Annotated in this window: 20 protein-coding genes; 13 read left to right on the forward strand and 7 right to left on the reverse strand. The window is 68.7% G+C overall.

Annotated features, from left to right (window positions below):
- The 3 genes from ABD116_RS39600 to ABD116_RS39610 form a co-directional block, all read right to left on the reverse strand.
- Window positions 1–789 (reverse strand): ABC-2 family transporter protein, encoded by a 789-nt coding sequence (locus tag ABD116_RS39600; protein ID WP_343983257.1) that lies wholly within the window; start codon window positions 787–789, stop codon window positions 1–3.
- Window positions 786–1,553 (reverse strand): ATP-binding cassette domain-containing protein, encoded by a 768-nt coding sequence (locus ABD116_RS39605; protein ID WP_343983260.1) that lies wholly within the window; start codon window positions 1,551–1,553, stop codon window positions 786–788. The genes ABD116_RS39600 and ABD116_RS39605 overlap by 4 nt, the downstream gene beginning before the upstream one ends.
- Window positions 1,554–1,664: 111 nt before the next feature.
- Window positions 1,665–2,654 (reverse strand): aldo/keto reductase, encoded by a 990-nt coding sequence (locus ABD116_RS39610; RefSeq protein WP_343983263.1) that lies wholly within the window; start codon window positions 2,652–2,654, stop codon window positions 1,665–1,667.
- Window positions 2,655–2,768: 114 nt separating this feature from the next.
- Here ABD116_RS39610 and ABD116_RS39615 point away from each other — a divergent pair, with 114 nt between their 5' ends.
- The 9 genes from ABD116_RS39615 to ABD116_RS39655 all read left to right on the forward strand — a co-directional run bounded on the left by ABD116_RS39615 (window position 2,769) and on the right by ABD116_RS39655 (window position 11,977).
- Window positions 2,769–3,638 carry an AraC family transcriptional regulator gene (locus tag ABD116_RS39615; RefSeq protein WP_343983265.1) on the forward strand — a complete coding sequence of 290 codons (870 nt, stop codon included), beginning with the start codon at window positions 2,769–2,771 and terminating at the stop codon, window positions 3,636–3,638.
- Window positions 3,639–3,713: 75 nt separating this feature from the next.
- Window positions 3,714–4,616 (forward strand): XRE family transcriptional regulator, encoded by a 903-nt coding sequence (locus tag ABD116_RS39620; RefSeq protein ID WP_343983267.1) that lies wholly within the window; start codon window positions 3,714–3,716, stop codon window positions 4,614–4,616.
- Between the two features lie 121 nt (window positions 4,617–4,737).
- Entirely contained in the window at window positions 4,738–6,489 is a 1,752-nt protein-coding gene (locus tag ABD116_RS39625) for a proprotein convertase P-domain-containing protein (RefSeq protein ID WP_343983269.1), read from the forward strand.
- A 100-nt stretch (window positions 6,490–6,589) separates the two neighbouring features.
- On the forward strand, window positions 6,590–7,798 hold the full coding sequence (locus tag ABD116_RS39630) for a GNAT family N-acetyltransferase (protein ID WP_343983271.1): 1,209 nt from the start codon (window positions 6,590–6,592) through the stop codon (window positions 7,796–7,798).
- 58 nt (window positions 7,799–7,856) lie between these two features.
- The gene (locus tag ABD116_RS39635; protein WP_343983274.1) at window positions 7,857–8,618 is read left to right on the forward strand and encodes a DUF4129 domain-containing protein; all 762 of its coding nucleotides are present in this window, start codon (window positions 7,857–7,859) and stop codon (window positions 8,616–8,618) included.
- A complete protein-coding gene (locus tag ABD116_RS39640; protein ID WP_343983276.1) occupies window positions 8,615–9,148 on the forward strand; it encodes a hypothetical protein in 534 nt (177 codons plus the stop codon). The genes ABD116_RS39635 and ABD116_RS39640 overlap by 4 nt, the downstream gene beginning before the upstream one ends.
- An 8-nt stretch (window positions 9,149–9,156) precedes the next feature.
- Window positions 9,157–10,134 (forward strand): AAA family ATPase, encoded by a 978-nt coding sequence (locus tag ABD116_RS39645; protein ID WP_343983279.1) that lies wholly within the window; start codon window positions 9,157–9,159, stop codon window positions 10,132–10,134.
- A gap of 29 nt (window positions 10,135–10,163) precedes the next feature.
- The gene (locus ABD116_RS39650; RefSeq protein ID WP_343983281.1) at window positions 10,164–11,432 is read left to right on the forward strand and encodes a DUF58 domain-containing protein; all 1,269 of its coding nucleotides are present in this window, start codon (window positions 10,164–10,166) and stop codon (window positions 11,430–11,432) included.
- Window positions 11,429–11,977 carry a hypothetical protein gene (locus tag ABD116_RS39655; RefSeq protein ID WP_343983283.1) on the forward strand — a complete coding sequence of 183 codons (549 nt, stop codon included), beginning with the start codon at window positions 11,429–11,431 and terminating at the stop codon, window positions 11,975–11,977. The genes ABD116_RS39650 and ABD116_RS39655 overlap by 4 nt, the downstream gene beginning before the upstream one ends.
- On the opposite strand, the gene ABD116_RS39660 is transcribed toward ABD116_RS39655, so the two are convergent.
- Window positions 11,974–12,516: a TetR/AcrR family transcriptional regulator gene (locus ABD116_RS39660; protein ID WP_343983285.1), complete on the reverse strand. Its 543-nt coding sequence runs from the start codon at window positions 12,514–12,516 to the stop codon at window positions 11,974–11,976. The two genes, ABD116_RS39655 and ABD116_RS39660, sit on opposite strands and share 4 nt — an antisense overlap.
- A gap of 94 nt (window positions 12,517–12,610) precedes the next feature.
- Between ABD116_RS39660 and ABD116_RS39665 the strand changes: the two genes are divergently transcribed.
- Both ABD116_RS39665 and ABD116_RS39670 read left to right on the forward strand, forming a co-directional pair.
- On the forward strand, window positions 12,611–14,026 hold the full coding sequence (locus tag ABD116_RS39665; protein WP_343983288.1) for a DHA2 family efflux MFS transporter permease subunit: 1,416 nt from the start codon (window positions 12,611–12,613) through the stop codon (window positions 14,024–14,026).
- A 164-nt stretch (window positions 14,027–14,190) separates the two neighbouring features.
- A complete protein-coding gene (locus ABD116_RS39670; RefSeq protein WP_343983291.1) occupies window positions 14,191–14,403 on the forward strand; it encodes a hypothetical protein in 213 nt (70 codons plus the stop codon).
- Between the two features lie 77 nt (window positions 14,404–14,480).
- Here the strand turns inward: ABD116_RS39670 and ABD116_RS39675 are convergent, their stop codons facing one another.
- The gene (locus ABD116_RS39675) at window positions 14,481–15,839 is read right to left on the reverse strand and encodes a neutral zinc metallopeptidase (RefSeq protein WP_343983294.1); all 1,359 of its coding nucleotides are present in this window, start codon (window positions 15,837–15,839) and stop codon (window positions 14,481–14,483) included.
- Window positions 15,840–15,924: 85 nt separating this feature from the next.
- Between ABD116_RS39675 and ABD116_RS39680 the strand changes: the two genes are divergently transcribed.
- Window positions 15,925–17,616 carry a DUF885 domain-containing protein gene (locus tag ABD116_RS39680; RefSeq protein WP_343983297.1) on the forward strand — a complete coding sequence of 564 codons (1,692 nt, stop codon included), beginning with the start codon at window positions 15,925–15,927 and terminating at the stop codon, window positions 17,614–17,616.
- An 8-nt stretch (window positions 17,617–17,624) separates the two neighbouring features.
- Window positions 17,625–18,818, forward strand: a complete 1,194-nt coding sequence (locus tag ABD116_RS39685) for a Maf family nucleotide pyrophosphatase (protein ID WP_343983300.1) — start codon at window positions 17,625–17,627, stop codon at window positions 18,816–18,818.
- Window positions 18,819–18,824: 6 nt separating this feature from the next.
- Here ABD116_RS39685 and ABD116_RS39690 read toward each other — a convergent pair whose 3' ends face one another.
- A complete protein-coding gene (locus ABD116_RS39690; protein ID WP_343983303.1) occupies window positions 18,825–19,037 on the reverse strand; it encodes an acyl-CoA carboxylase subunit epsilon in 213 nt (70 codons plus the stop codon).
- An 11-nt stretch (window positions 19,038–19,048) separates the two neighbouring features.
- Window positions 19,049–20,638, reverse strand: coding sequence for an acyl-CoA carboxylase subunit beta (locus ABD116_RS39695; RefSeq protein WP_343983306.1), 1,590 nt, complete (start codon window positions 20,636–20,638; stop codon window positions 19,049–19,051).
- Between the last annotated feature and the right edge of the window lie 25 nt (window positions 20,639–20,663).

The following is a 20,663-nucleotide window of genomic DNA, read 5'->3' on the forward strand; positions in this document are numbered from 1 at the left end:
TCACCCTCCCACAGCCGTGAATCGACGGACCCCGAGTCGCCAGACAACCGCTGCAAGGCCAGTCAGCACGACCAGCCACGCAGCCTGTACGCCGTACGCCCCCACGACTCCCGGCGTCGACAGATTGCCGGCCGCGATCTCCGCCGGCGCACCGAGCATCGACCAGAACGGGAGCAGCCGACCGACCTCCTGCAATGACCCAGGCAGGAAGGTCAGCGGCGCGGCCGTCCCGCCGAGCAGGAAGATCAGCGTCTCGCCCATCCCGACAGCACCGTGCGCCCGCTGCGTCCAGATGGCCGTCAGTGCGAGCGTGTAGGTGAAGACGAAACGGATCGACCCCGCGAGCAGCACAGCCGGCAAAGCAAGCAGCAGCTGCGGCAAGGCCAAATCAACAGACGCCAGGAGTCCGACGAGGACGATCAATGGCAGCCCGAACAGCAGGTGCCAGAGCCGGATCGCGAGGTTGGTGGCGAGAAGGTCGACGACGACCGGTCGTGGCTTGACGAGTTCGGCCGCGAACTCGCCGCCGTAGATCTCGTTGGCCAGCGTGTGGTGCTCGTACGAGACGGTGAGCAGCTGTACGGCCAGCAGCACAACGTAGTACGAGGTGATTCCGGGGTTGCCGGGCAAGGCTGAGGACCAGACGAGCAGGCCGAGCAGCGGGGTGACCGCCTGCCCGATCACGAGCGTGATGACGAAGGAGCGCAGGCTCCACCACTGGACCGAGTTGCGCCAGATGCCCAGCCTGAGCAGGCGGACGAGCCGGATCGGCTGTACGGCCGCCGTCATCGGTTGCCTTCGCGATCGAAGTAGTCCAAGGAGGCAAAGGAGCCGTCGTAGCGGACCCGGCTCTCCTCGATCAGGATCACCCGCTCGCACAACGACTCCACATCGGTGACGTAGTGGCTGGTCAGCAAGACGGTGGCGCCGGACTGTACGGCGTACCCGGCGATGAAGCGGCGGAGGGCGGCGGCAGCCGTGACGTCGAGGCCGATCGTGGGTTCGTCGAGGAACAGCACCTTCGGGCGGTACACGAGCGTGATGGCGAGTCCGGCGCGCATCCGCTCACCCAGGCTCAGGGCGCGGACTTGCCTGTCCAGCAGGGAGTCCAGGTCGAGCAGCTCGACCAGCTCGGCGAGGTTGGCGCGGAAGTCGGGTTTCGGGATCTCGTACAGGATCTGCTGGTAGCGCAGGGAATCCATCACGGTGAGCTCGGCCGGGCCGCCGATCGGCTGGCTGCCACGGACGAGCGCGATCTGCTTGAGGTAGTCGTGCTTGCGATGCCAGGGGACGTGGCCGAGGACGCGGGCCTCGCCGGCGGTCGGGTGCAGGATGCCGGAGAGGATCTTCATCGTGGTCGTTTTGCCGGCGCCGTTGGGGCCGACGAAGCCGACGACTTCGCCGGCGTGCAGATCGAAGGTGAGCTCGGAGACCGCCTCGATGTGGCGGTAGTGGCGATGGACGGCCGAGCGGAGGGCGGACCGGAGCCCGGCCTCGCGGACGGGCGCCCGGTACGTCATGCCCAGGCCTTTCACAGACACAGCTGGTCTCATGCCTCTGAAACTAGGAGCTTGATGCAAGATTTTAAGGTTGCGATGAGCTGCATGCTGCCCGTAGGCCCGGCAAAGCAACGGAACCTTGAGACCTGGGTTGAAGCGTGAGGTTTACTCGCGGCCGGAAGAGATGAAGCTCGGGTCGTCCCAGCGAGCGCCGGCGACCTCCGCGGCGATCGGCTCCAGGGCGGCGAGTTCGGCGTCGTCGAGGGTGAGGCCGACAGCACCGACATTCTCCTCGACCCGCGTGCGGCTACGAGTGCCAGGGATCGGTACGACCGACGTGCCCCAGACCGCCGTGCGCTGGTGGACCCAGGCGAGCGCGACCTGCGCGACCGTTGCCTGCCGGGTCTCGGCGATCTTCCGGAGCGGCTCGAGCAACGCCTGGTTGGCCTCGCCGTTGGCGCCCTGGAAGCGCGACATCGTGTTGCGGACGTCGTTGGTGGCCTTCGGGTCGACGTGGTTGACGCCGGTCAGCAGGCCGCGGCCGAGCGGCGAGTAGGGCACCATCGCGATCCCGAGCCGGGCCGCGGCCGGCACGACCTGGCGCTCGATGTCGCGGCTGAACAGCGACCACTCGGACTCGACGGCGGCGATCGGGTGGATCGCGTGCGCGGTGGCGAGTTCGTCGGCGGTGACCTCGCTCAGGCCGAGGTGCTTGACCTTGCCCGCGGCAACGAGTTCCGCCATCGCACCAACCATTTCTTCCAGCGGTACCGCGGGATCGCGCCGATGCATGTAGTAGAGGTCGATCTCGTCGACGCCGAGCCGCTGCAGGCTCGCGTCCGCGGCGGCGCGGAGGTAGGCGGGGTCGTTGTGGATGGTCAGCTCACCATCAGGCGCGCGGTTCAGGCCGAACTTGGTCGCGATCACCAACTCGTCGCGGTGCGCGGCGAAGAAGGGCGCGAGGAAGCGCTCGTTCTCGCCGAACCCATAGGCGTCGGCGGTGTCGAAGAGCGTGATGCCGAGCTCGAAGGCGTGCTCGAGGGTCGCCCGGGCCTCGGTCAGATCGGTGTCGCCGTAGCCGACGCTGATGCCCATCGCGCCGAATCCCTGCGCGCTGACGATCGGTCCATCGGTTCCCAGTTGAAGTGTCTTCATGGCTTCCATCCGACCACCGGGCCGCTATCGAGCGTTAGAACGATGGTGGCGCATCCTTGCCTGATTCTGCTTCTGGTGAGACTCGGGGTGGTGCCGAGTGCTTCAATCGGAGTCATGGCCGGGCTGGTGGAGTTGCGCGCGTTGATGGCCCGGCATGCGCGGCCGGACTGGGGCAGCGACCTCGACGGGGTGATGATCTCGCACTCGGACCACCCGACTCCGCCGACGGCGTCGATGACCGGGACGGTGCTCGCGGTGATGGCGCAGGGGCGGAAGTCGCTGGCGCTGGGGGATCGGGTGTACGACTACCGGGCCGGCCAGTTCCTGATCTGCTCGGTCGACATGCCGATCACCGGGCGGTTCACGGTGGCCAGCCCGGACGAGCCGGCGTTGAGCTTCGGGATGCAGCTCGATCCGGCCGAGATCGCGTCGCTGTTGCTGTCGGCGGATCTGCCGCACTGTTCGAAGGCGGCTCTGCCGGGGTTGGCGGTGTCCGAGGCGCCGGAGGACTTGCTGGATGCGGTCGTACGGTTGCTGCGGTTGCTGGATCAGCCGCGCGATCGCGAAGTACTGATGCCATTGGTGAAGCGGGAGATTCTCTGGCGGCTGATCGTCAGCGAGCAGGGCGCGCTCGTGCGGCAGCTCGGGTTGGCGGACAGCAGTCTCACGCAGGTGGCGCGGGCCGTGCGGTGGATTCGCGATCACTATCGGGAGTCGTTCAAGGTGCAGGATCTGGCCCGGACGAGCGGGTTGAGCGTGTCCGCGTTCCATCGCAACTTCCACGCGGTCACCGCGATGAGCCCGATCCAGTTCCAGAAACAGATCCGGCTGCAGGAGGCGCGACTGCTGCTGGCGACGCAGCCCAACGATGTGACCCGGATCAGCTACAGCGTGGGTTATGACAGCCCGTCGCAGTTCAGTCGCGAGTACCGCCGCCTGTTCGGCACCCCGCCGAGCGTGGACGCGGCCCAGCTGCGGAGTTGACTGTGCTGTTCCACAGTTAACTGTTAAGGCCCTGATGTCTTCCGTTGCCTTGGGCTGCTAACTAAGGTGCGGACTATGCCGGAGCCAGTGGTGCAAACGGATGAGTTCGCGGTGGTACTGCGAGCGGCCATCCGTGCGCGCGGGCTCGGGCTGGAGCGGATCCGGGATCGGCTGCGCGGGCAGGGGATCTCGGTCAGTCTCGCGACGCTGAGTTATTGGCAGTCGGGACGATCCCGGCCGGAGCGACGGGATTCGCTGGCGGCTGTTCAACTGCTGGAGACCGTGCTGGAGGTCCCGGCGGGGACGCTGACGGACTCGGTCGGTCCGCCGCGCAGGCGGGGGCGCTGGCTCAGTACCGTGCCGGTACCCCCTGAAGTGGCCGCGTTCTGGGCCCGGCCGGATGCCGTCGAGGATGCGGTCAGCGAGGTCGACATCAAGTGGGACGAGCGGCTGACCCGGATCAGCCAGCACGACCGGGTGTTCGTCGGCGCCGACGGTGGCGAGCGGTCGTACCACTCGCGCCAGGTACTGCGCGCCGAAGCGGACGGACCCGACCGCTGGGTGGTGATCATGCACCTCGACGAGCACGATCGCGCGTTGCCCGAGATCCGGCCGCTACGGCATTGCCGATTGGGCCGGACGGTATTGCGGCCGGCCGACGGGTTGCTGGTCGCGGAATTGCTGTTCGACCGGCCGTTGCGGAAAGGCGAGACGGTGATCACCGAGCACGAGCTGGTGAATTCCGCGCCTTATCCGCCGGCCACGAACTACGAGCGGAAATTCCGGTTGCCGGTCCGCGAGTTCGTGCTGGAGGTCTGTTTCGATCCGGACCGGTTGCCGGTCGACTGCGTGCGCTACTCCCAGCTGGACGAGGCGGACGAGGTGGCCGTGCGGGTTGAGCCACTGGAGTCCGTCCATGGGGTCGCGCTGAATTTCGGGCCCGGGCGGTACGGATTCCGCTGGCGCTGGGCCGACTAAAGTAAAGTGAAGTGTTAAGGCTGTAGCCTTAACTGTGAAAACAGTACGACCGATATCGGTGCCTTGAATTCGTCTCTAGGGTCGGCCTGACCTCCCCCGGAGAATTCAAGGAGAACCACTGATGAAAAGGCGCAGAATGATGGCCGCCACGATCGGCTCGGCGGCGACGCTGGCCGCGATCGCGGCACTCGTCACGGTTGGCGGCCCGGCCAGCGCGAACCAGCAGCCGACGCCCACGGTCGTCCAGCAGCAGGCAGTACTGCACCAGGTATCGGACAAGTTGCCGAAGTCTCCGGCTCAGGCCGGGCGGTGGATCGCCGATGGCAAGTTGATGGTTGCCGTGACCAACGAGGCCGAGGCGGCCAAGGTCCGGCAGGCGGGCGCTACTCCGCAGTTGGTCAGCCGTAGTCAGGCTCAGTTGGACGCGTTGCTCGCCAAGGTCGACAAGATCACCCGGGCGGATCGCGGGAGTGGCCTGCAGAGTTGGGGAATCGACCCGGTCAGCAACAAGGTCGTAGTACGGGCTCGTGGTGCGTATGGGGCGCTGCGGGGGCTCGGTGACGGCGTACAGGTCGTGCAGGTCAACACTCAGGTCGAGCAGCAGGCCGGTGAGGTCAACCCGGGTGATCCGTGGTGGCCGGGGAGTGAGACGTACTGTTCGGTCGCGTTCCCGGCGACCGATGCTCAGGGCAACAAGTTCTTCGTCACCGCCGGGCACTGCACGAACGACGCCGACCAGGCGGCGTACGGGGCGATCAACCAGGCGAACAAGCTCGGTACGTCGAACGTCGGCGGCACCCACAGCATCAACGCCCGCGAAGGCGACATGGGCGTGGTCGCGGTGACCGAGACCGGCTGGACGCTCTCGCCGAACGTCAACACCTACGGCTCGCCGGCCGTCACGGTCAGCGGCTCGGCCGACGCGATCGTCGGCGACGCGGTCTGCCACTCCGGCAACACCGCGCCCAACTGGGAGTGCGGAACCGTCACCGCGATCAACCAGTCGATCAACTACGGCAACGTCACGGTCGACGGGCTGACCACGACCAGCGCCTGCTCCGAGGGTGGTGACTCCGGCGGCGCGTGGCTGCGTGGCGACAAGGCTGTCGGACTGCACTCTGGCGGCAACAGCAGCTGTGTCCAGGGCGACGCGGGCAACTCGATCTTCCAGCCCATCAACGAGGCGCTGGCCAAGTGGAACCTCACCCTGCTGACCGGTACGCCGGACCCGGGCGGCGACACCCAAGCGCCGACCACTCCGGCCAACCTGCGCGCGACCGGTACGACGTCCGACAGCGTCTCGCTCGCCTGGGACGCGTCGACCGACAACGTCGGCGTGACCGGGTACGACGTCTACAACGGCAGCACCCTGGCGACCAGCGTCGCCGGTACGACGGCGACGGTCTCCGGCCTGTCGGCGGACACCAGCTACTCCTTCACCATCCAGGCGAAGGATGCCGCCGGCAACAAGTCTCCGGCCGGCGCGGCTGTCACCGCACGGACGCAGCCGGGTGGACCGAGCGGCGGCCGGACGTTCGCCAACGGCACCGACTTCCCGATCCGCGACTACCAGACGGCGGTCAGCCCGATCCGCTCGACCGCGACCGGTCGCGCCAGCAGCCCGTTCCAGGTCACCGTCGAGGGCAACCACACCTGCCTCGAGGACCTGAACATCAGCGTGGTCTCCCCGAGCGGCCGCTGGTACTACCTGCAGCGCTACGGCGGCGCCACCTGCCACCCGCTGCCGGCCAGCAAGACCTACACGGTCACCCCCACCGGCTCGGAGAACGCTGCCGGCACCTGGACCCTCCGCATCGGTGACAACGGCCCCGGCGACACCGGCACCCTCACCAACTGGTCCATCACGCTCTGATCATCACCCGGTAGACGCGCCGGCCGGCATGGGGACAGCCGGCCGGCGCCCTCCCGAAACTCCGAGGCGGAGTGGCTCGGTCGTCTGGTAGGCAGGGGGTATGACGATCGGTATCGGCCACTACGGCGGCGAATGGGACAAGTTGCGGGCGCTGATCGAGGTGGCCTTCTCGGCCCCTTGGAGCGAGGCTCAGCTGGAGACCGAGCAGAAGGTCTGGGAGCCGGGCCGGAGCATCGTCGCCGCGGACGGGGACGAGCTGGTCGGGCATACCGGGGCGTTCTCGTTCGAGATGACTGTCCCTGGTGGGCAGGTCGCCGCGGCCGGGGTGACGATGGTCGGCGTGGTGGCGACGCATCGGCGCCGCGGGATCCTGCGGGACCTGATGCGGCAGCAGCTGACCGACCTGCGCGACGCGGGGGTGCCGCTCGCCGTACTGACCGCGAGTGAGCCGGTGATCTACGGGCGGTTCGGCTACGGCCTCGCGTCGGATCATCAGGAGATCACGATCAAGAAGTCCTCCCGCGAGCTGCGCAAGGTGGCCGGTGTCGAGGACGTGCAGGTGCGGTTCGCCGACCCGCAGGAGTCGCTGGAGCGGACCGCCGCGTTCCACAACGCCCAGGCCCTGACCCGGCCGGGGATGTTCCAGCACAACGAGAACTTCCAGTACTACGTGACGCACGACAACGTGGTGACCGACCTCCGGGGCGCCTCGCCGCTGCGCTGCGTGCTGGCCGAGCGCGACGGCGAGCTGGTCGGCTACTCGCACTACCGGACCCGGCGTACCGACAAGGGGTTCGTCGATGTCGCCAGGGTGCACTCGAGCGACCTGGCCGCGCATGCCGCGCTCTGGCAGTTCCTGCTCGACCCTGACCTGCTGAGCGAGACGAAGTACGAGCAGTTGCCGTCCGACGACCCGCTGCTCTACCTGCTCGTAGACCCGCGGGCGGCGCACGCGACGACGCTGGACGGGATCTGGGCCCGCCTGACCGATGTCGGCCCTGCGCTGGCCGCCCGGACCTACTCGGAGGACGTAGACGTTGTCCTGGGCATCGAGGACGACTTCCTCCCGTGGAATGCCGGCTCGTGGCACCTCACCGGCAACCAGAAGGGCGCAACTTGCGAGAAGACGGACCGTACGCCGGACCTCGTGCTCGGCGTACGCGAGCTGGCGACCGTCTACCTCGGCCGGCCGTCTCTCGCGCTGCTCGGAGCGGCCGGTCTGGTCGAGGAGAAGACCGAAGGGGCACTGGAGGCGACATCGCGGGCATTCGTCTCTGCCCGTGCGCCCTGGATGGACACCGGCTTCTAGCCGTTGCAGGTTGCTGCAGCCGACCAGTGCTGATCCAGCAGCGAGTTAGTCTTCCGGGATGCAGCCGAGCCGTCGTAGCGCGTTGGCGGTTGCCGTCGTCCTGATGCTGGGAGTCGCCGCGGTAGCACTGGTCGTGCTGGCCTCCGCGGGCGGCAGCGTCCGGCCGTACAGCGAGAGCACCGCCTCGGCGGCACCGCGGGAGCTCCCGACTATCACTCCGCCCACGGGGAACCCACAGCAGCAGGGGTCGGCCCCGCCGCGGCCTGAGATCAAGCCGGTGAAGCAGCCGGCCTGGATCCAGTTCCTGTGGCAGGCCATCTTCTACACCGCGGTGACGATCCTCGTACTGCTCCTGATCCGCGCGCTCTACCGGATGATGACCCATGTCGAGTTGCCGACGCCTGAGCGCTCCGGCGAGGCCTGGGAGCGGATGAAGGTCGACCGGCTCGCGGAAGCGGTCGAGTCGGGCCTGGCGGCGGTTGACTCCGGTACTGCGACCGACGGAGTGATCGCTTGCTGGGTGGCTCTCGAGAGAGCGGCTGCGTCCGCAGGGGTGGGGCGCTTGGACTCTGAGACGCCTGCCGAGTTCGTGGTCCGAGTACTGGGGGTTGGTGGCATCTCCGAGCCGGAGTTGCTCCGGTTGGCGCAGCTCTACCGCGAGGCGCGGTACTCGACGCACGGGTCGACTGAGGAGGCGCGGGTGCAGGCGCGGGGCGCTCTGGTGCGGCTGCGCGACGAGCTGGCTGCCGCGATCGCCCGTCGGAAGCCGGCCGAGCCTGCCGAGGCCGGGTCGGAAGGCAGCGGGGTGGCTGCGCCATGAGGCAGCGGTTGGGGCCGTTCGACAAGCTGCTGGTGCAGCATCTGCTGATCGCCGTGGCCGGCAGCCTGATACTGGTTGCGGCCTTCGCGCTCGCCGGGACCCAGCCGCGGCCACTGTGGTTCGTCGCGATGGGTCTGGCGATCGGCTTCGGCTCCCTGGTGCTGCGGCTGATCGCACCGCAGATCCTGGAGAGCTCCTGGCCGGCCCGGTACGACGAGAAGCTGACGGCCCGCCGTGGTCGCCACAGCGACAACCGGACCCAGTTCCTCGCGACCTGGATCCAGGAGTCGGACCGGGAGCGCAGGGCCGGCGAGGGATCGATGACGTTCACCCGCCGGATCCGGCCGCTGCTGCTGGAGCTCACCGTGGACCGGTTGGTGCACCGGCACGGCGTCGACCCGGAGCTGGAGCCGGACCGGGCCCGCGAGGTGGCCGGCGAGCAACTGTGGGACCTGATCAGTGGTACCGAGGCACGGACCGCGACGCGCGCGGAGATCGAGTTGGCAGTCCAGACCATCGAGAAGTTGTGAGGGAACCCGTGACTGATGAGCTGAGCCTCGGCGAGGTGTCGGCGTTGAGCCGGAAGGTGCTGGACCGGGTCGGCGAGGCGGTCGTCGGCAAGGCTGACGCGCTCGAGCTGGTGCTGGCCGGGATCCTGGCCGGCGGGCACGTGCTGCTGGAGGACTACCCGGGCCTGGCCAAGACGCTGGCGGCCCGGTCGTTCGCACAGGCGCTCGGGCTGGAGTTCCGCCGGGTCCAGTTCACTCCGGACCTGCTGCCCTCCGACGTCACCGGTGCCTTCGTGTACGACCAGCGGGACTCGCAGTTCGTGTTCCGGCCGGGTCCGATCTTCACCGGCCTCCTGCTGGCCGACGAGATCAACCGGACGCCACCGAAGACCCAGGCCGCGCTGCTGGAGTCCATGCAGGAGCACCAGGTCACTGTGGAGGGCGAGACCTTCCCGCTGCCCGTACCGTTCCACGTGCTCGCCACGGCCAACCCGGTCGAGTACGAGGGCACGTACCCGCTCCCCGAGGCCCAGCTCGACCGCTTCATGCTCCGGATCGCCTTCGGCTACCCGACAGCCAACGAGGAGTGGGAGGTGCTGCAGCGCCGGATGAGCCGCCGCTCGGAGGACCAGAAGGTCGAGCCGGTCACCGACGCCATCGGCCTGCTCGCGGCCCAGCAGGCGATCGAGACCGTCACAGTCGACGACACCGTTGGCCGGTACTGCGTAGAGCTCGCCGCTGCGACCCGTCGCGACTCCCAGGTACTCGTGGGCGCCTCACCCCGTGGCTCGCTGGCCCTGTTGCTCGCTGCCCGGTCGTACGCCGTCATCCAGGGGCGGGACTACGTAGTACCGGAGGATGTGAAGGCGGTGGCCATTCCTGCGCTGGCTCACCGGATCACCGTGCGACCCGAGCTGTGGCTGCATGAGGTGACCGGAGCCACTGTCGTCCGTACTGTCCTGGGCTCGGTCCCTGCGCCGCCTACCGTCGCGGGCGCCCGGCAGTGAGTTGGCTGCCGACACACGCGCAGGTCAGGGTGGTCGCTGTCGCGGCACCCCTGCTGCTGATCGCTGTGCTGGCTCGCAGACCGGACATGGCGGTCCTCGGGCTGCCACTGGCCTTCGTGGCTGCGTGGGGCCGGTACTTCCGTCCGCACGAGGAGCCGGTGCTCGAGACCGAGCTTGACGCCGACGTGCTGTTCGAGGGCCAGGCGACGACGTACCGGCTGAAGGTGGCGGAGGGGCTGGACCCTGACGTCGACTTGGTGGTCATGGCGCTGGTCCGGACGCCGTGGTTCCGCTACGACCCGCCGCAGGCCGCTGTGGCTTCTTCTGTCTCAGAAGGCTCGGTGACGCTGGAGGTCGGGCTGAGGTCGGAGCGTTGGGGACTTCGGCAGCTAGAGCGGCCCAACGTGATCGCTACGTCCGTACTGGGTGCCTACCGGGTCCAGGTTCGCTCAGCTGCTGCTCAGGCCGTCAGTACGTTGCCACTGCGCGATGGGTTCGAGGCAGTGGACGCGGTACCGCGTCCTGCCGGGCTGGTCGGGTTGCACCGGTCCAGGCGGCCCGGTGAAGGGACAGAGCTCGCAGGGGTCAGGCCGTTTCGTACAGGCGACCGCTTGCGCAGGATCAACTGGAAGGTGTCGGCCCGAACGCGTGAACTACACGTCACGTCGACCTGGTCCGACCGCGACACCGAGGTCGTCATCCTGCTCGACACGGGCGCTGAGGTCGGCATCAGCGAAGGCATCGACGGCCGATCGAGCAGCCTGGACACAGCAGTCCGCGCAGCCGCGTCCATCGCCGAGCACTACCTGCGGCACGGCGACCGGGTCCGACTGATCGACACCGGTACTACGGTCGGCGGCGTGCGAGCCGGTAGCGGCAGGTCCCACCTGCGGCGGATCCTCGACGTGCTGGTGCACGCGGATCGGCGGGGGCGTCAGCAGGACGAGAACCAGCTTGCTCGGCGGCACCGGATCCGCTCCGACAGCCTGGTGATCGTGCTGAGTCCGCTGCTGCGCAAGGAGATGCTCGGCTACATCGTCACGCTGGTGCACTCGGGGTGCACGGTGATCGCGGTCGATACGCTGCCGCCGGATGTGAGCGACGTGATCGATCCGGAGGAGCACGATTCGAAGGCCTGGCCGTTGGCCTGGCGGATCCGGTTGCTCGAGCGTCGGGCGGAGCTGGACCGGCTGGGCGATCTCGGCGTACCGACCGTTGGTTGGCGCGGGGCTGGAACGCTGGACGAGGTACTGCGGGATGCCGCGCGGGTGGCCTCGGCGCCGAGGATGCGGTCATGAGCGGGGCGGACCGGATCAGCCAGTGGCTGGCGCAGTTGCAGGCGACGAATGTGGCGACCTGGACTGCGCGGTCGGCGATCGCGGTGGCCGGGCTGGTGGCGCTCATCGTGCCGGGGCTGGCGCCGTGGGATCAGATGGATGCGATCCCGGTCGCGGGGGCGTTTCTGTTGGTCGCTTGTGTGTTGTTGCCGGATTCGCTGGCGCCGCTGTTGTTCATGATCGTCGTCTGCCTTGGGTGGTTGATGCGGGCGCCGAGTGACTTGACCTTGCCGCTGGTGCTGACCGGGATCGCCTTGCTGGTGGTGCATCTGGCGTCGGCGTTCGCCGGGCAGGTTCCGTCGTATGCCGTGGTCAGTCGCGAGGCGTTGCGCAAATGGTTGCTACCAGCAATGGTTGCGATGGTGCTCGGGCCGGTGGTGGCGATCGCGGCCGGTGTGGTTCGCGGGGCCGAGGTACAGGGCTCGTTGTTCGTCACGGTCGCGGCTTTGGTGGCCGCGACCGGAGCCATCTGGTTCGCGGCCGGGCAGTCGGTGGGGGACCGCTAGCCCCCGCTCAGGCTGCCCAGTAGTTCGGTGGCCCATTCGCAGGAGATCGGGTTCTCGCCGGTCACCTGCATGGCCGCCATCACGGTCAGCAGCATGCCGGTGGCCATGAACCTGGTGACCTCCTCGGGCGTGGCGCCGGTGAGCTCGCCGACCGTCTTGTGGATCCGGCCGAAGCGCTCCCGGACGGTCTCGCCGATGGCCGGGTCGGAGCTGGCCGCGAAGCCGTGCAGCAGGACGACGAGCAGTTCGCGCTCGGGCATCAGCTCGTTGTAGGCGTCGCCCAGGCTGGCCAGCGTCGGCTCGCGGTCGGCGGCCCGCCGGAACGCCGACTCGATCTTGTCGCAGACCCGGTTGGTGGTGGCCAGGAAGAGCTGCTGCTTGGTGCCGAACAGCCGGATCACGTACGGCTGGGAGACCCCGGCCAGTCGCGCGATCTCGTCGGTCTTGGTGCCGGCGTACCCGTTGGCGCCGAACGCCACCACGGCCGCCTGGAGCACCTCTTCGCTGCGCTCGGCCGCGGTCAGCCTGGTCTTCGTCATGATCCGTCCTCTCGTCGTCGCTTGACATGTTATCAGTCAATGCATACTTTGGTCCCGACGCTAGTTATCAGTCGATAACAACAAGGAGCTGGACATGACCACGACCGCCCTCGAACCCGCCGCCTCGCCGGCGGCCGGTGAGCCCGCCGTGCGGCGCTCGCTGGCCCTCGTGCTCGCCGTGGTGGGCATCCCGATGTTCATGGTGACGCTGGACAACCTGGTGGTGACGAACGCGCTGCCGGTGATCAAGGCCGAGATCGGCGCCTCGCTGACCGACCTGCAGTGGTTCATCAACGCGTACACGCTGTCCTTCGCCGCGCTGCTACTGACCGCCTCGGCGATCGGTGACCGGCTCGGCCGGCGGCGGATCTTCCTGGCCGGTATCACCCTCTTCACGCTCGCTTCGGCGGCCTGCGCGATGGCGACCGAGCCGTGGATGCTGATCGGCGCTCGCGCGATCCAAGGGGTCGGCGCGGCGGCGGTCATGCCGTTGTCGCTGACGTTGCTGGCGGCCGCCGTACCGGCTCGTCAGCGGAGTGCGGCGATCGGTATCTGGGGCGGCATCTCCGGCCTCGGTGTCGCTGTTGGTCCGGTCGTCGGGGGAGCGGTCGTCGACGGGATCAACTGGCAGTGGATCTTCTGGCTGAACGTTCCGATCGGGCTGATCGCGCTGCCGCTGGTGGCCCGGGTGCTGAGCGAGTCGCGCGGGGCTGCGAAGAAGCTGGATCTGCTCGGGCTGGTGCTGTCCGCGAGCTCGGTGCTCGCCATCGTGTGGGGCGTCGTGCACGGAGCGGACGACGGCTGGTCGTCGGGGCGGATCCTGACTGCTTTGATCGGTGGGGCTGTGCTGCTGGTCGCCTTCATCGTTTGGGAGCACCGGGCGCCGGCGCCGATGTTGCCGCTGCGGTTGTTCCGGGTGCGGGCGTTCAGCGTCACCAACGCGACCGCGTTCACCTTCTCGGTGGGGGTCTTCGGGTCGGTCTTCCTGCTGGCGCAGTTCTTCCAGGTGGTCCAGGGGTACACGCCGCTGCAGTCGGGTCTGCGCACGCTGCCGTGGACGATGGCGCCGATGGTGGTCGCACCGCTCGCCGGGCTGGTCGTCGACCGGGTCGGGCCGCGGGTGCTGATCGCGACCGGGCAGGTGTTCCTGGCATCCGCGCTGGCGTGGATGGCGCTGGTCACCACCACCGACGTCACCTACGGGTCGTACGTCGCTCCCTTCGTCCTCGCCGGCGTCGGGATGGGACTCACCTTCGCCCCGTCGGCCAGCGTGGTGATGGCCAGCTTCGGGGACGCCGACCGGGGCGTCGCGTCCGGCGCGAACAACACGATCCGCGAGGTCGGGGTCGCGATGGGCGTCGCAGTACTGGCCTCCGTCTTCGCCTCAGCCGGGTCGTATGCGAGCCCGGCGCAGTACGTCGACGGCCTGGTACCGGCCGTCTGGGTCGGAGCGGCAATCGTGGCGGCGGGCGCAGTACTGGCCCTGCTCCTCCCGGGCCGCCGTCGCTGACCCTCTCTCAATGGCCGGGACCGCCTTGTCGGTCCCGGCCATTACTGTGTCGTCGTGCTAGACGCAGACGACGTACGCCGAACCGCCTTGTCCCTGCCCCAGGTGGTCGAGAAGGAAGCTGGGGCCACCCAACCTTCGACGTCGCCGGCCGCATGTTCCTGACCGTGCCCGACGACCAGACGTCCTTCGCCGTCCGCTGCCCACGGCTCGAGCGCGACGAGCTGATCGCCGCCGAACCGGAGAAGTTCTGGGTGCCCCCGCACGAGTCCCACTCGAGCTGGGTCCGCGCCCGCCTGGCCGCCCTCGAAGACGCCGCCGAACTCCACGACATAGTCCTGGACTCCTGGCGCCAGGCCGCCCCCGAAGACCTGAGCTGATGGGTGTGTTGCTGCTGCGTATTCCGGTGCCGCAGCAGCAACACACCGAGGCACTGTACGACGTGCCGGGCGATTCGTCAGCTTACGTACTTCTTGGAGGCGGCGAAGGTGTTGCAGCTGGCGGGGTTGGCGGTGACGAAGGAGCGGCCCATGAAGTGCGCCTGGCTGGACGGGCTGCCGTGGTCGCCTTGCTCGGGTTTGTCACCGGACGTGACGACCCACTTGTTCCAGACCTGGAGCATCAGGCCGTTGATCGGGTAGCTGCGTTTGTTGGCGGCCAGGAAGACGCCGGCGAAGCAGTTCGCCTGGAGTTCCATCCGGCGGGTCTGGCGCATCCGGTCGTCGTAGTTCGTCAGCTGGTACTGGATGTCGTACGACGCCTCGAGGATGCCGGTCAGCGACTGCATGGCGTGGCCGTACTCGTGCGCGATCGAGCGGGAGTACCACATCCGCGCGTAGGCCTTCGCGTCCGCGTAGGGGTACTCGTTGTAGCTCTTCACGAAGTTGTCGACCTTCATGTACATCATGTGGTTCGAGCTGCAGAAGAACGGCACCGCGACCGGGCCGTTACCGCACGGGCTGTTCACGCTGGTGCCGGCCCAGTAGAGCATCGTCGGCGCCTTGAACTTGTACCCCGCGAGCGCGAGCTGCCGCGCCCACGAGCGGTCCAGGCACGGCTTGATCGCGGCCCAGTACTTCGCCGCGTTGGCCGCGGTGTTCGGCTTGATCTTCGGTTCCCTGCAGTTCACCGAGCGCATCTGACCGGTCTTGTAGAGCCGGTTCTTGGCGACGATGTCCTGGTTCGACAGCTGCGCGGGCGGCTGCGAGGTCGCCGTCTTGGTCGGCTGCGCCTGGGTCGGCCGGGTGGCGGTCGGCCTGCCGGTCGCTTTGCCGGTCGGCGCGGTGGTCGGGATCGGAGCCTCGGTCGACCGGATGGTCGGCGCAGTGTAGACCGGCTGCGTGTAGTGGTTGTCGGCGTTCTTCTTGATCACGCCGAAGATCCACAGCCCGACGACGCCGACCAGGACGACGCCCAGGATCGCGAACAGCGGCGCCTTGGACTTCTTCCGGGGCGGCAACTGCGGCTGCCAGCCCGGCTGGAAGCCAGGACCGGGCGGGTAGCCGGGCGGACCGGGTGGCGGGGCGAACTGTGGTCCCCAGCCGAGCCCCTGGCCCTGCTGCGGCGCCACGGACGGCGCGGCGTACTGGTACGGCGGCTGGCCCTGAGCCTGCGGGTAACCACCCTGCTGATACCCAGGCTGCTGGTACCCGGGCTGTGGATAACCCGGCTGCTGACCACCCGGCCGCTGACCGGGTTGCTGACCCGGCCGCTGGTATCCGGGCTGCTGGTACGGCGGCGGTTGGTTCGGCGGTGGCTGGTTCGGGTTCTGCCCATAGGGTCCACCCGGCTGCTGACCGTAAGGCGGCTGCGTCAACCCCATGTCCCTTCAAGTATTTCGACCGGCGAGCGAGCGACACAGTACCGGCAGCTGAGCTCAGCCGCGCGGTAGTGTCGGCCTGGTGACGGACACCACCCCACCGAACAGCCCGATCGACCAGATCTCCGAGCGGTTCCTCGAGGCGTACGCCGCGCTGGATCCGACCGAGGCGACCTTTATGGGGATCCCCGGCCACGACCACGAGCTGCCGGACTACTCGCCGGCCGGGTTCGAGGCGTTGATCGACCTGCACCGGCGTACGGTCGCCGAGGCTTCCGAAGTACAGGTGTCGTCGCCGCGGGAAGAGGCCGCCCGGGACGCGCTGCTGGAGCGGATCGGGCTCGAGCTGGAGCAGGGCGAGGCCGGTGTGCCGCAGCACCAGCTGAACGCGATCTCCTGCAAGCCGGTCGACATCCGCTCGGCCTTCGACCTGATGCCGACCGAGACCCAGGACGACTGGGAGACGATCGCCATCCGGCTGAACCTGGTCGGTACGACGCTGGACGGCTTCCGCGAGACCCTGATCGAGCAGGCCGCCGCCGGGCGGGTGTCCGCCGCGCGCCAGGTCAACGTGCTGGCCGAGCGGATCGCCAGCTGGACCGGCGCCGAGGGTGACGACTTCTTCGCCGGGCTCGCCGCGAAGGCGCCGGACACCGCGATCAAGGCCACCGTCGAGGCGGCTGCCGCCTCCGCCCGCAAGGCCTACGACCAGTTCGGCCAGTGGCTGACCACCGACTTGTTGCCGCAGGCCCCGAATCGGGACGCGTGCGGCCGGGAGGTGTACCAGCTCGCCTCGCGCAGCTTCCTCGGTGCGGCCGTCGATCTCGAGGAGACGTACGCCTGGGGCTGGCAGGAGCTGGCCCGGATCGAGGGCGAGATGGCGACCATCGCGGCCTCGCTGAACGGCGGCGACCGCAGCATCAGCGCCGTCGCGGAGCTGCTCGACAACGACCCGGCCCGCAAGATCCACGGAAAGGAGGCGTTCCGGGACTGGATGCAGCAGCTCGCCGACGCCGCCGTCGAGGAGCTGGCCGGGACCCACTTCGAGATCCCGGACTCGATCAAGCAGATCGAGTGCATGATCGCGCCGACCTCTGACGGGTCGATCTACTACACGCCGCCGAGCGAGGACCTGACCACCCGCCCGGGCCGGATGTGGTGGGCCGTGCCGGCCGGTGTCGAGGACTTCGCCACCTGGCGCGAGGTTACTACCGTTTACCACGAAGGCGTGCCCGGCCATCACCTCCAGGTCGCCCAGACGATGCTGCGCACCGACCAGCTCAACCGCTGGCTGCGGCTCGGCTGCTGGGTCTCCGGCCACGGCGAGGGCTGGGCCCTGTATGCCGAGCGCCTGATGGAAGAACTCGGCTACCTCGAAGAGCCCGGTGCCCGGCTCGGCATGCTGGACGCGCAGGGCTTCCGTGCGGCCCGGGTGATCATCGACATCGGTATGCACCTGGAGCTGGCGGTGCCACGCGACAACCCGTTCGGGTGGCGCCCGGGGGAGATCTGGAACGCTGAGCTCGGCTTCGAGTTCCTGCGCGCGCACTCGCGGATGGAGACCGAGTTCCTGCGGGCGGAGCTGAACCGGTACCTCGGCTGGCCGGGGCAGGCGCCGTCGTACAAGGTCGGCGAGCGGATCTGGCTGCAGGCGCGGGACGAGGCCAAGCAGCGCAAGGGGGCGGCGTTCGACCTCAAGACCTTCCACCGGGACGCGCTCAATCTGGGCTCGATCGGCCTGGACCCGCTCCGTCGCGCCCTCGCGAAGCTGTGAGCGGCCCGGTGAGATTCGTGCTGGCCTCGCAGTCGCCTGCGCGGCTGCAGACCCTGCGCAACGCGGGGGTCGAGCCGGAGGTGATCGTCTCGGGCGTCGACGAGGACAACGTCACGGCCGAGTCGCCGGGTGAGCTGGCCCGCGCGCTCGCGGTGTTGAAGGCGCGGGCGGTCGTCTCCACGCTGACCGATCACGCGACCGTGCTCGGCTGCGACTCGGTCCTGGAGATCGACGGCGTCGCCTACGGCAAGCCCGGTACGCCGGAAGTCGCCCGCGAGCGGCTGCGGATGATGAGCGGGCGCACCGGCGTACTGCACACCGGCCACTGCCTCTTCGACACGCGCACTCGCCAGGAACTCCGCGAGCTCGCGTCCACGACGGTCCGGTTCGCCGACCTCACCGAGGCCGAGATCGACGCGTACGTCGCGACTGGCGAGCCCCTGGTCGTCGCGGGTTCGTTCACGGTCGACGGGCTCGGCGGCCCGTTCGTCACCGGCATCGAGGGCGACTACCACAACGTCGTCGGCATCTCCCTGCCGTTGGTCCGCCGGATGCTCGCTCAGGTCGGCATCGACTGGCCGTCGCTGTGGACGGCGACCTCCCGCAAACTCGAGTACGACGAGGCCGAAGCCGCCCGGTACGACGAAACGCGCGGCGGCACCCAACGCGCACAAGCGGCCGCCGACGCCATCCAGGAGCTACTGCCCAAGGGCGGACGCGTCCTGGAGCTAGCCGTCGGCACCGGCACCGTCGCCGCCGAACTGGTTGCCCAAGGCAATCTCGTCCACGGCGTCGACCTGTCGACCGCGATGCTCCACCACGCCCGCGTCCGCCTCCCCGGCCACGTAGCCGCCGCCGACGCCACCCAACTCCCCATCGCCGACCGCCGCTGCGACGCGGTACTAGCGATCTGGCTCCTACATCTACTGGACGACAGCGACCAGGTCCTCGCCGAAGTCGCCCGAGTCCTCCGCCCGGACGGCGTCTTCATCACCACCACCGAAAAACGCGAATCCACCCGCTACGCCTCCGGCCGCACCCCCGACAACCATCGCTCCGAAGACGCCCTACCCCTGCTCGTAGCCAGAGCAGCCCACCACGGCCTCCACCTGGACGGCGCCACAACGTTCCCCGGCCCACCACGAGGCAACACCGCAATCCCGCTCTACCCGCTGATCCGCTTCCGCAGATCAGCTGGTTGAGAACTTTTACGGGTGGGCGCTGGCTCGCCAGCGGCCGGGGCCGGGGTGTAGGGGGCGGGTGTGGTTGCGCCAGTAGGTGGCCCAGTCGCTGGCCCGGTCTGTGGTGGTGGCGGACTCAACGGGCGCGGCGATGGAGCGGGCGGTGACTACGGCTAGCAGGGCGGCCAGTTCCTCGGGAGTCGGGTCGCCCTTGGTGACTCGTAGTACGGGGTCGGACATGGGGACTCCGATCAGAGGGGGATGTTGCCGTGCTTCTTGGGCGGGAGGGTGTCGCGTTTGGTGCGGAGTAGGCGCAGCGCGCGGATGATCTCGGCGCGGGTCTCGCTGGGCTTGATGACCGCGTCGATGTAGCCGCGCTCGGCCGCGATGTACGGGTTGGCGAGGTGGTCCTCGTACTCCGTGATCAGCTGCTGGCGGCGGGCGTCGGTGTCCTCGCCGGCGTCGGCGGCCGCGGTGAGTTCGCGGCGGTGCAGGATGTTGACCGCGCCCTGGGCGCCCATCACGGCGATCTGCGCGGTCGGCCAGGCCAGGTTGATGTCGGCGCCGAGGTGCTTGGAGCCCATCACGTCGTACGCGCCGCCGTAGGCCTTGCGGGTGATCGTGGTGATCATCGGGACGGTCGCCTCGGCGTACGCGTAGATCAGTTTGGCGCCGCGGCGGATGATGCCGTTCCACTCCTGGTCGGTGCCGGGCAGGAAGCCGGGGACGTCGACGAAGGTCAGGATCGGCACGTTGAACGCGTCGCAGGTACGGACGAACCGGGCCGCCTTCTCCGACGCGTCGATGTCGAGGGTGCCGGCGAACTGCATCGGCTGGTTCGCGACCACGCCGACCGGCCGGCCCTCGACCCGGCCGAAGCCGACGATGATGTTCGGCGCGAACAGCGCCTGTACTTCGAGGAAGTCGCCCTCATCGACCACCGCCTCGATCACGGCGTGCATGTCGTACGGCTGGTTCGGCGAGTCGGGGATCAGCGTGTCCAGCGCGAGGTCCGTCTCGCTGACCTCGAGATCCGCGTCGAAGCCGAAGACGGGCGGGTCCTCGAGGTTGTTCTGCGGGAGGTGCGCGACCAGCGCCTTCACCCAGTCGATCGCGTCCTCCTCGTCGCTGCCGAGGTAGTGCGCGTTGCCCGACTTGGTGTTGTGCGTCCGGGCGCCGCCGAGCTCCTCCTGCGTGACGTCCTCGCCGGTGACGGTCTTGATCACGTCGGGACCGGTGATGAACATGTACGACGACTCGTCGACCATCACGGTGAAGTCGGTGACCGCGGGGGAGTAGACCGCGCCGCCCGCGCAGGGACCCATGATCAGCGAGATCTGCGGGATGACACCGGAGGCGCGGACGTTGCGGCGGAAGATCTCGCCGTACAGGCCGAGGCTGACGACGCCTTCCTGGATCCGGGCGCCGCCGGAGTCGTTGATGCCGATCAGCGGGCAGCCGATCTTCATCGCCAGGTCCATCACCTTGACGATCTTCTCGCCGAACACCTCACCCAGTGAGCCGCCGAAGACGGTGAAGTCCTGCGCGAACACGCACACCTGGCGGCCGTCGATGGTGCCGAACCCGGTCACCACGCCGTCGCCGTACGGCCGGGTGGCGTCCATCCCGAAGGAGGTCGACCGGTGCCGGGCGAACTCGTCCAGCTCGGAGAACGAGCCCTCGTCGAGCAGCAGCGCGATCCGCTCCCGGGCCGTCTTCTTGCCGCGGGCGTGCTGTTTCTCCACCGCGCGCTCGGAGCCGGCGTGCACAGCCTCGTCGAGCCTGTGCTCCAGGTCCGCGATCTTCCCGGCGGTGGTGTGGATGTTCACGGTCTCTCCCATAATCGGGCACTCTAACGGGCTGCGC

This window comes from Kribbella koreensis (assembly GCF_039525325.1).
GTDB lineage: Bacteria > Actinomycetota > Actinomycetes > Propionibacteriales > Kribbellaceae > Kribbella > Kribbella koreensis.